This is a genomic window from Kocuria sp. CPCC 205297, from assembly GCF_040981035.1.
In the GTDB taxonomy this organism is placed as follows: Bacteria; Actinomycetota; Actinomycetes; order Actinomycetales; family Micrococcaceae; genus Kocuria; species Kocuria marina.
This window is the reverse complement of the sequence record NZ_JAVKPY010000013.1, coordinates 40,608-50,204: the sequence shown is the minus strand read 5'-3', so window position 1 is coordinate 50,204 and position 9,597 is coordinate 40,608. Positions and strand designations below refer to the sequence as shown.

The window sequence follows — 9,597 nt, the reverse complement described above, 5'->3', positions numbered from 1 at the left end:
TGACGGCACGGTCTCGACCACCAGGGTGAACGAGGAGCGGTGCCGCTCGATCGTGAGCACGTGGACATCGGACAGGTCGAAGAGCGCGCACGCCGGCGCGCACATAGCATGGGACACATCGAGGCCTTCGAGGACGGTTGGATTCAGCACCCCCATCCTGGAGGCCTCGACCCCTACCCGACCCCCGTGACACGCACCCCGCTTGGGCCCTTACCCACACTCATTTGGGAAGGGCCAGTTAACCGAACTGTCCAGGCATCGAGGTTCCCAAGGAACCCCTCCAGGACTGTCAGCTCGTCGGGGGTCAGGGCATGGAAGAAGGCATCACGCCTCTGGCGCAGGCCGAGCTGCAGTGGGTCGGCGCTCAGACGTATGGTCGAGGCCGTTGGACGGTCGGAGTGGTGAGCGCGGATCTCGAGCCTTGGCGTGTTGAACGACGCTTTGCTTTGCACCGGCGGGTGCCGGCTGAGGATGTCTCACGTGTCATGGCTGATCTGGCCAACAATGCCGAGTCGGGACGCTTGCGGATCCCGCCTCGTAAGCGCCTGCGCAGGCAATGAAGCCCGGCGTGCCGCGTGATAATTCGGCGTAGCCAAAACGGTCGTTTCTGCACTTCTTCCCGGCGACCTCGAGCAACGGGCCGGGCGTGTGGACCATAATCAGCTATGGGCACCCCTACTCTCACCGAGCAGTTTCTAGCTGAACGGTGGAGTCGGCACCCACGACTCGTGAGGCCGTGATGTTGGGCCTGCCATCGATGGTGAGCCGGAGCCCGCCCGGGGTGTTCTTGATGGCGGTGACGTGGTGGCCGTTACGGACGTCGATTCCCTGGTAGTACGCCGTGCGCTCGAGCAGGCGGTGCAGGTTCTCTCGGGGCATGATCCGAGATCCCGCAAGAGCAGGAGCCCTGAAGAGCTCTGGAATACCTCTGGTCCCGATGTCGAGCACGGGCTTGGTGAAGGGCACGCTCTCGCGGAGGACGACTCCCTCCATCCCGATCCCGTCGAGCGTGGGGAGGTCGGTCTGGGTGAAGACGATGGTGCGAGGGTCTGTCGTGCTGTGATCCTCCTTCTCCAGGACGGTGACGGTGTGCCCGGCTTCGGTCAGAGAGAGGGAGTGGATGAGGCCGGTGATGCCTCCGCCGACGATGACGTGGGAGGACGGCCTCTTCCACGGGAGCCAGGACAGCAGGTTCTTCCAAGCCATGGCGGGTTCCTTTCTGATGCTCGAACGCTGCTCCTCGGGAGAGGGTGGGCGGTCTTCAGTGCGCTTGCGAGGAGAGGGTGTGATGGCGGGGCACCAGGACCGTGACCGCGATCGCGACGGCGGTCATGACGATGAAGCCGACGAGGCCCGTCTGGGACAGGGCGGTGGTGAAGGCATCGTTGGCCAGCGGCATGAGCTCGGTGGACCCGGTGGAGGAGGCGACGCTTGCAGCGCCGCTGATCGATTCCCGAGCAGCGTCCGCCTGGGCATCGGTCAGTCCCAGTGCGCTGATGTCACGCGGGGACAGTCCCGAGTTGTAGACGGCGCTGGCGACGCTGCCCAGGATCGCCACACCAAGGACGGATCCAAGCTCATAGCTGGTCTCTTCCAGCGCTGCGGCGTTGCCGGCCTTGTCCTGCGGCGCGCCAGACATGATCAGTGCCGACCCCACGGCAAGCGAACTGCCTCCGGCGCCGAGCAGGACCAAGGCGATAGCCATCGACGTGTAGGTCAGCGGCTGCGGGGCGAGGTAGATGGCCAGGAAGCCCAGGCCAGCGATGGCGAAGCCACCGCCGAGCACGGCGCGGGGTCCGACGAGGGCGGCCAGTCGTGGCGCGAGCGGGGAGGCGATGCCCACGGCGAACACCGCGGGGAGCATGGCCAAGCCAGCCTGCAGCGGAGAGACTCCGAGGACGACCTGCAGCCACTGGGCCGACAGCAGCAGCAGCGCAGACATCGCGAACATGAAGGACAGCGCGGCGAGGATGCCGGCAGTGAACGGCGAGCTGCGGAACAGACGCAACTCAAGCATCGGGTTGGGCCGACGCAGGCACCTGCGGACGAACCACGCCAGCGCCGCGGCCCCGACCAGGAAGGAGACCCACGACACCGGGTCGGTCAGGCCCTCCTTCGCGATGTGCTTGATCGACCAGACCAGCGCCACCATCCCACCGACAATCGCGATGGTCCCGGCCGTGTCCCAGCTGGGCGGGACGGCCGCCTTGTACTCGGGCAGCAGGAAGAGCCCGGCGATCACCGCGATCACCATCAGGGGCACGTTGATCAAGAACGCAGCGTGCCAGGTGCTGTACTCCAGCAGCAGCCCGCCGACGACCGGTCCGATGGCCATGCCGACCGAGGACACAGCCGCCCAGATGCCGAGCGCGGTGGCCCTCTCACGCGGATCGGTGAAGATGACACGGATCATCGATAGTGTCGTCGGCATGATCATCGCGCCCCCGATCCCGAGGAGCGAACGGATCGCGATGAGGGTTCCCGCATCCTGCGCGAACAGCACCAGCAGTGAGGCAAGGGCGAACACCGCAAACCCGCCGAGAAGGATTCGTTTGCGACCGAAACGATCAGCGATCGCGCTCATGGGCACCAACAGCCCGGCGAGGACCAGGGAGTAGATGTCCACGATCCACAGCTGCTGCGCGGACGTCGCCTCGAGATCCGCTGTGATGTGGGGGAGGGCAACGTTCAGGATCGTCATGTCGATGCTGATGACGACGAGGCTGGCGCTGAGAACCGCCAGCGCCGCCCAGCGTCGCGTCTTGCTCAACGGTGATGTCTTCGGGGTCAGGTCTGTGCTCATGCCGACTCGCTTTCAGGACGGAGCAGCGCGACGAACGCGCGCTCGAGGGTGTTCAGGTCGATCGGTGTGCCCGTCAGCGTCGTGTGCATGCTGGCACCGTCGATGAAGACGACGATGGCGCGGGCGGTGGCGGGGTCGGTCCAGCCCGAGGCGAGCTCGACGAAACCGTCAACCCATCGCAGAGCGATGTGTCGCAGATCCTCATGCTGGGAAGCAGCGCTGTAGAGGGCCGCGTCTGCCCGCACCTGCGCGGTGTCCGTGAGGTAGTCGTGCAGTAGCCGGGCGAGGACTCGAGGGTCGCCGTCGGCGGCGGCGACTTGCTCAGCGAGGTCGGTGAGCTCGACGGTCACCTCCTCCGCAAGCTGGCACACCGCGGCTTCCCGCAGGTCGTGCAGCGAGCTGAAGTAGTAGGTAGTAGCCCCCAGAGGCACACCGGCGCGCTGCGCCACCGCGCGATGCGAAAGGATTGACCCTTCCAAGAGCATCTCCGTCGCCGCCTGCACGATCTCCCGCCGTCTCCGCTCGGGATCCCTCTTCCGCTGTGTAGGCGATGCACCCTCGGCACCCATCTGATCCTCACTTTCCTCGTCTCGACTCCAGTACTGTACCAGCGTACTAGTACTGATGTACAGTAGCTGCATACATGCCGAGCAGGAGGAGATCTATGGGACCCGCAAGCGCAACGGGACGACGTGCACTGGTCGTCGGCGGCGGAATCGCCGGCAGCGCCACAGCATGGTGGCTACATCACACCGGCTGGCAGGTGACGCTGATCGATGCGAACGAGTCAGCACCAAGCGGTGGCTACGTCCTCGACCTCGACGCGGTCGCGCAGAAGATCCTGCGGCGGATGGGCGCCGGCGACATCATCGACAGCGTGAGCACACCCAGTCCGGCAACGACATTCCGGCTGACCAAGGGGGCCCGTCCATTGCAGATGACCTTCGCCGGCGGCTCCTCCCGCTTGGCGCATCGCGCCCAGCTGATCGAGAAGCTGCTGGCACATGTGCCCCCAGGAGTGGAGACGCGGCTCGGCTGTCGGCTGTCGTCCCTGGAACACCGATCCGATGACGTCGTGGCACGGTTCGACGACGAGACCAGCGGCACCTTCGATCTCGTCGTCGGCGCCGATGGGGTGAACTCCACGGTGCGCAGCCTCGTCTTCTCACCCCGTGAGGCCAGCCTCTATCGCAACGGCCTCTCCCACGTCTGGGCAACGGTGGATCACACCATGGAGGGCCCGAACGCTGTAGTCGTCGGACGCCATCGGACGGTCGTGTTCACCTACCCGCTTCCCGCGGTCGGTGCGACGCAGATCGTGGCCGCGCTCCCGTCCCCGGAGGCCCCCCGGAACGATCCGCGTGCACCGGCTGCGGCTGTCGCGCGGGCGCTGCGCAGCATCGGCGGCGAGCTGGACCCGATCGCCACCGCAATGCTCGAGACGAGCGACGTGCTGCTGACTCGCTTCACTCAGGTCCGCACCACCCACTGGTCAACTCGCAGAGTCGTCCTCGTCGGAGACGCGGCGCACTGCATCGATCCCCTCTCCGGCCTCGGCGCCCACGGAGCCCTGCTCGGCGCCGTGACGTTGGCCCAGAAGCTCCGCGAGCACGGACCGGACGATCCGGCCGCCTTCGCTGAGTACGAGCAGACGGTGCGCCCCTTCGTCGAGAGCCGCCAAGAGGTCACCGCGCGAGCCGTGGAGTACATCACCCACCCCACGCTCCGAGATCGCTCCACCAATGCGCTGGGATCCGTCGCTGCAGGTCTTCGCGCGGCCCCTGCGCTACTCACGACCGGCGGGCGGGAACGCCTCGCCGGTATCGCCGCCTTCGGCTAACTCTCGCCCGCTACGGAGGTTCGCGGCGGCAAGCTCCTCTATGCCGACCCTTTTGGGTATACCTGACTGGACGGGCCAAGACACGACGACTGAGTTTCGGCTCTGCTCGAGCTTCACTCTCGCCAAAGGTCAAGCGCGTGCCAATCTGGCGGCACTCCGATCGATTCGACGGAGAGTGCATGCGAGGCGGGGAAGGAGCGGAGCAGCTCGGCCAGACGCTGCGCCCAGGAGCGCTCCGTCTCGACGAACCGCAGCATGTAGGCGATGATCGCCAAGGCGTTGTAGGTGCCGAAGTCCCCTTTCGGGGCGTAGGGACCCCGCAGATGGTCAAGGAGGGGCACTCGGCCCACCGCCGGCCGTGACGGGGCGTTCTGGAGCTTGCGATTGAACAGTCGAGCATGATGCGCGGCAACGTTGCGCACATAGTTCAAGCTGGCCAGCCAACTCGTCATCATCTTTTTCTGCGGGATCCCGAAGACCGCCGCAACTTCCTCAGCGTCCTTCTGGAGCATGCCCCGGTAGAGGCTCGACAGATGTCCCAGCTCCAGCAGCTCGGTCAACGCCCAGACCGGCATGTGATCGTCGTACTTGCGACGGAAGTGGGCAACGAACTGTTCGTCCGAGGAGTCCCGGCGCTCCTTGACCCGCTCGAGCCACATCACCTGCTTGCTGGGGCTCGGGCCACGACTGTCGGTGTTCGCCGTCGTAAATGAATCGTCGAAGCAGTTGGGATCCTCGTGTGCGAACGGCGAAACCCGGCCCAACACATAGCCGATACGCATGCGTACCGCTACTTCGACACGCTCCACACCCTCCATGACCAGCATGCGCAGCTGCCGGTCGAAGTCGAGGATTGACTCGGCATGATGCAGAGCTGTGCCCGGCCGGTACTTGTCCAGCACCCGGATCGTTGTGCGCCCCTCATCGTCGATTTGCTTCTCAGACTCAAGGAACGGGTACAGGTAGCCGGTCACCCGGTAGTAGCCGACCGACTCGAGCAGCCGGACAGCCCGCGCCGGATCATCCACATCCAGGCCTCGCTGGACTAGTCGCTCTACCTGCGCCTCGAGGGGCAGCCACTGCTTCGTGTACTCCACGCGCCTCTCCTACACAAAGAAAATCAGCCCGCGCCTTACGGCAACGGGCTGATCATGATGCTAGCGACTCTAGCATGGACAAGAACCTGGGCACTAGAGGGCCAGCGGCGCCGTTGACGGGCGCTCCGATCCAACCCACCCCACGGAGACGCTGTCACCGGCAGAATCGGTCGTTTTTGCACCACTCCCCCGCGCCTGGCGCTCGGGGGTGTGACTGTCGACGGTGAATGGCGGTGTTCTGACAGAGGTATTTGGCGGCCGTGGTGCGGCTGTGGGCTCAGAGGTAGCTGCAGATTTGGGCGGGATCGCACTGGGTGGGGTCGCCTTGGGAGGCGGCCTGGTAGTGCTCGGCCGCGGAGGCCCGCAGGGCGGTGAGCTCAGCGATGTGCTGGTCGAGGTCGGTGAGTTGCTGGGCGAGCTGTGCGGCTACGTGGGCGCAGGGGGCCTGCCCGGCGTCGCGGATCTGCAGGATGTTCCGGATCTCGGCCAGGCTGAGTCCGGCGGCCTTGCTTCGGCGGATGAACTGCAGGCGGGCGAGGGCCTCGGGTGGGTAGTCGCGGTACCCGTTGGGGCCGCGGTGCACCGGGGGCAGCAGCCCGTGCTGTTCGTAGAACCGTAGGGCTTTGGTGGTCATGCCGGCGGCTGCGGCCGCTTCACCGATCCGCACGGTGCGCACCTCGATCCTGGACTGGTCTGTGGCCTTCCACGGTAGAGGAAGGCTCCGGGGGCAGGGCACTGCCTGCCCCTGGAGGGGCCGGTGGTCATCCGGGTTCGGTGCGGGCGCGGTCGGTCTCGACGGCCTGCCAGGTCTTGCGCGCGGCGATGAGCACCGGGTCCCACACCGGGGAGAACGGCGGGGCGTAGGAGAGGTCGATGTTGAGCAGCTCTTCCACCGGGGTCTCGTGCCACAGCGCCACGGAGAGCACGTCGATGCGCTTGGCCGCGCCTTCTTCCCCGACGATCTGGGCGCCGAGCAGCCGTCCGGTGCCGCGTTCGGCGATGAGTTTGGTGCGGATGGGTTTGGCCCCGGGGTAGTAGCCGGCCCGGGTGGTGGAGTCGACCACGGCGGTGACGGGGTCGAAGCCGGCCGCCTGCGCTTCGACCTCGCCGAGGCCGGTGCGCCCGACTTCGATGTCGCAGATCTTGGTCACGGCGGTGCCGAGCACCCCGGGGAAGGTGGCGTAGCCGCCGCCGAGGTTGATCCCGGCGGTGCGGCCCTCCTTGTTCGCGTGGGTACCCAGCGGCAGGGCCACGTGGCGGCGGGAGACGCGGTGGAACTTCTCCACGCAGTCCCCGCCGGCCCACACCCCCTCGATGCCGGTGCGCAGCCGGCGGTCCACGGCGATCGCCCCCGTCTCGCCCAGGGGGATCCCGGCGTCGGCGGCCAGGGTGGTGTTCGGGGTCACCCCCAGGCCGAGGATCACCAGCTCGGTGGGGATGGTGGCCTGATCGGTGACCACGGCGGTGACCTTCCCGGTGTGGGTCTCGAAGCCGGTGACGGTCTCCTCCATCCGCACCTCCATCCCGTACCCTTCCATCGCGGTGGCGATGAGCGCGCCCATGTCCGGGTCCAGGCCCGGCAGTGGGGCCGGGGGGCGTCCGATCACGGTGATGTCCACGCCCCAGGCGGACAGGGCCTCGGCCAGTTCCAGGCCGATGTAGCCGGCCCCGACGACCACCGCCCGGCCCGGCCGGTCCCGCTCCAGCACCGCCCGCAGGGCCAGGCCGTCGTCGAGGGTCTGCACCCCGTGGATACCGGCCGCATCGATCCCGGGCAGTGGCGGGCGGGCCGGGGTGGCCCCGGTGGCGACCATGAGCTGATCGAAACCCTCCCAGGCCTCCCGGCCGGCGGTCAGGTCGCGCACGAGCACGGCGCGGCGGTGCAGGTCGATCTCCAGGACCTCGTGACCGGTGCGGGCGTCGATGGCGTGGTGGTCGCGGAACTGTTGCGGGGTACGGGCGATCAGCTCCGTGGTGTCGGCGACGTCCTTGCCGATGAAGTACGGGATCCCGCAGGCCGAATACGAGGTGTAGTGGCCCCGCTCGAAGGCCACGATCTCCAACTGGTCCTGGGGCAGCTGGCGGCGGGCGGCGGAGGCCGCGCTCATCCCCGCGGCGTCCCCACCGATGACGATCAACCTCTGGGCCATGACTTCCCCTTCCGTTACAGTGCCTGCTGAGTCGTCAGCTCCCGGCTGTGCTCGATGCTCGAGGCCGACCGATCCTCACGCGGCGCAGCAGGAGAGTTTGGAGACGTCGGTGCGGAAGGACTGGGCGGCGATCTTGAGGCCTTCGGCCATCGTCAGGTACGGGCACCACAGGGTGGAGACCTGATCCACCGTCATGCCCGCGGACAAGATGTAGACCCCGGCCGCGGCAAGCTCCCCGGCGTCCTTGGCCACCGCGGTGATACCCACGATCCGCCCAGTCTCGGCCTCGGCGACGATCTTCACGAACCCGCGGGTGTCACGGTTGACCAGCGCCCTGGGCACGTACTCCAGGGGCAGCACCCGGCATTCACACCGGAGGCCGGCTTCCCGGGCCTGCTGGTCGGTCATGCCCACCGCCGCGATGGCCGGGGAGGTGAAAGTGACCCGCGGCAGGTGGGTGTAGTCGATCTGCTGGCCGGTGTGGTGGAAGGCGTTCTCCACCGCGGTGACCCCGTGGGCCGAGGCCACGTAGACGTACTGGGGGTGCCCGGTCACATCCCCGGCCGCCCACACCTTCGGATTCGAGGTCGCCATCCGGGCGTCGACGAGGATCTCCCCGCGCGCCCCGGTGTCCACCCCGACCGAGCCGAGGCCCAGGTTCTCGGTGACCGGACGGCGCCCGACCGCGACCATGAGCCGGCCCGCCCGCAGGGTGTCCTGCCCGCCCGGGCCCGTGACGGTGGCCACCACCTCCCCGGTGTCCCGGTCGGGCGTCACGGAGGAGACGGTGGCCCGGGGGATCACCCGGATGCCCTCCTCGGCGAACACGCCCCTCAGGGTCCGGGAGACCTCGGGTTCCTCATGGGAGGCCAGCCGGGACCGCACGACCATGGTGACCATCGAGCCCAGGCGGGCGAAGAGTTGAGCCTGCTCCAGGCCCACGTACCCGCCACCGATGATCAGCAGCGATTCCGGCACCTCGTCCAACTCCATGGCCGTGGTCGACGTCAGATACTCCACCTGATCCAGACCCTCGATCTCCGGGACGATCGGGGTGGAGCCGGTGGCCACCAGATAGTGGGCCGCCCGCACCCGGCGGCAGGAACCGTCGGCTCCGGTGACCTCCAGCGCCGGATCCTCGGCGGTGCCGGTGAACACCGCTTCGCCGGTGGCCAGTTCCCAGCCGTAGTCGGCGATCAGATCCAGGTACTTGTCCGAGCGCATTCCCTCCACCAGCGCGTCCTTGCCGACGATTAGCCCGGGCATGTCCACCCCGGCGGCCGACGTGCTCAGACCGGGGAACCGTCCTGTGGCGTCCAGCGCCACGTGGCGGGCCTCGGCGGCGGCCAGCAGCGCCTTCGACGGCACGCACCCGGTGTTCACGCAGGTGCCCCCGACCGTGGCACGCTCGATCATCACCACTGATTTGCCGAGATTGGTGGCCCGGATCGCGGCGGCGAACGCACCACCGCCGGAACCGATGATCGCCAGGTCCACTTCGTGCGTTCCCGTCTCAGGCATGACCGGCCTCCGTAAGTCCGTGATGAAGGCCCCGACGGGCCGTCTGTGTGCGGTGCTGTGCTGTGCCCAGCCTGCACCTTCCCCTGAAGAGGAAGGTCAAGACGTCACCGCGGCAATGTCATGTGCACGACCGTATGTGCCCCAGACCCGGGGGCCCTTTCGAGGAGTCGCTGCCAGAGGCGATTG

The 9,597-nt window shown here is 67.5% G+C and carries 8 protein-coding genes; 1 reads left to right on the top strand and 7 read right to left on the bottom strand.

Annotated elements, in window-relative coordinates:
• Window positions 1–681: 681 nt before the first annotated feature.
• The 3 genes from RF650_RS12195 to RF650_RS12185 are packed head-to-tail and all read right to left on the bottom strand — an operon-like array spanning window position 682 to window position 3,306.
• The gene (locus tag RF650_RS12195; RefSeq protein WP_006214760.1) at window positions 682–1,206 is read right to left on the bottom strand and encodes an NAD(P)/FAD-dependent oxidoreductase; all 525 of its coding nucleotides are present in this window, start codon (window positions 1,204–1,206) and stop codon (window positions 682–684) included.
• Window positions 1,207–1,261: 55 nt separating this feature from the next.
• Complete coding sequence (locus tag RF650_RS12190) at window positions 1,262–2,803, bottom strand: MFS transporter (protein WP_144999245.1); 1,542 nt, start codon at window positions 2,801–2,803, stop codon at window positions 1,262–1,264.
• Complete coding sequence (locus tag RF650_RS12185) at window positions 2,800–3,306, bottom strand: TetR/AcrR family transcriptional regulator (RefSeq protein WP_206400084.1); 507 nt, start codon at window positions 3,304–3,306, stop codon at window positions 2,800–2,802. Before RF650_RS12185 ends, RF650_RS12190 begins: the two co-directional genes overlap by 4 nt.
• Before the next feature lie 161 nt (window positions 3,307–3,467).
• Here RF650_RS12185 and RF650_RS12180 point away from each other — a divergent pair, with 161 nt between their 5' ends.
• Window positions 3,468–4,643: an NAD(P)/FAD-dependent oxidoreductase gene (locus RF650_RS12180; protein WP_081609511.1), complete on the top strand. Its 1,176-nt coding sequence runs from the start codon at window positions 3,468–3,470 to the stop codon at window positions 4,641–4,643.
• Between the two features lie 113 nt (window positions 4,644–4,756).
• Here RF650_RS12180 and RF650_RS12175 read toward each other — a convergent pair whose 3' ends face one another.
• The 4 genes from RF650_RS12175 to merA form a co-directional block, all read right to left on the bottom strand.
• A complete protein-coding gene (locus RF650_RS12175; RefSeq protein WP_144999243.1) occupies window positions 4,757–5,740 on the bottom strand; it encodes an Abi family protein in 984 nt (327 codons plus the stop codon).
• Between the two features lie 277 nt (window positions 5,741–6,017).
• Window positions 6,018–6,416 (bottom strand): heavy metal-responsive transcriptional regulator, encoded by a 399-nt coding sequence (locus RF650_RS12170; protein WP_019311206.1) that lies wholly within the window; start codon window positions 6,414–6,416, stop codon window positions 6,018–6,020.
• Window positions 6,417–6,501: 85 nt separating this feature from the next.
• Window positions 6,502–7,890, bottom strand: a complete 1,389-nt coding sequence (locus RF650_RS12165) for an FAD-dependent oxidoreductase (protein ID WP_044658719.1) — start codon at window positions 7,888–7,890, stop codon at window positions 6,502–6,504.
• Window positions 7,891–7,965: 75 nt separating this feature from the next.
• On the bottom strand, window positions 7,966–9,411 hold the full coding sequence (merA, locus tag RF650_RS12160; protein ID WP_035964295.1) for a mercury(II) reductase: 1,446 nt from the start codon (window positions 9,409–9,411) through the stop codon (window positions 7,966–7,968).
• Window positions 9,412–9,597 lie beyond the last annotated feature (186 nt).